The sequence below is a fragment of the Kitasatospora sp. NPDC058243 genome (assembly GCF_042882025.1).
GTDB lineage: Bacteria > Actinomycetota > Actinomycetes > Streptomycetales > Streptomycetaceae > Kitasatospora.
This window is the reverse complement of sequence record NZ_JBHVWW010000181.1, coordinates 420-1,040: the sequence shown is the minus strand read 5'-3', so window position 1 is coordinate 1,040 and position 621 is coordinate 420. Positions and strand designations below refer to the sequence as shown.

The window sequence follows — 621 nt, the reverse complement described above, 5'->3', positions numbered from 1 at the left end:
CCTCATCGAAATGCGCGGCGAATGAACCGCCTTTCCCCACCGCCGCCTCCCCGAAGGCAGCATGGACGCAGTCTGCTCCCACCGAGATCAACCTGGTGCCGTTACGCCACTTCAAGGGACATGGTGGCTGGTCCGGCCGTCTGCCTGTGCTGCTTCTGCGGGCGGGCGAGGGCTCGGGTCCGGAGCGGTCCGGACGGTCACCCTGCCGGGCCGGTTTACCGGAGGCGGGGCGGGGCTGGCTGGTGCCAGGGCGTGCGGGGTGGGTGAGGGGTGCGGGCGGTCCTGTGCAGTATGAGCCTCGACTGTTCAGCCGATTTGATCGCTGGGATGGCCCTGGTAACACGAAAGGTGCTCTGACCTGCAAGGATTCGAGTGTCTAGAACGAATCTGAAACGCAGGAGCGGGGCACCTTTCTGGTGGCGAAGACTACAGGGTGGGACGAGCGGCTGACCGTCCAGGCTGACGGCAAGGGGCTGGTCGGGCACGCCGGAGCGGTGCTACTGCGCCGGCTCGCGGACCGGGTCGGGCTGACCACCGCGCTCGCTGAGGCATTGCCCGCAGGCATCGCTCCGGGCTGGCGGGAGCGGGCTCCGGTATTGTTCCAGCTTGCCGTCGCGATGG

1 pseudogene is annotated in these 621 nt (G+C 68.0%); it reads left to right on the top strand.

The features are described 5' to 3' along the window. Positions 1-416: 416 nt before the first annotated feature. A pseudogene (locus ACFVX9_RS39950) lies at positions 417-621 on the top strand (IS1380 family transposase); the annotation flags it as partial.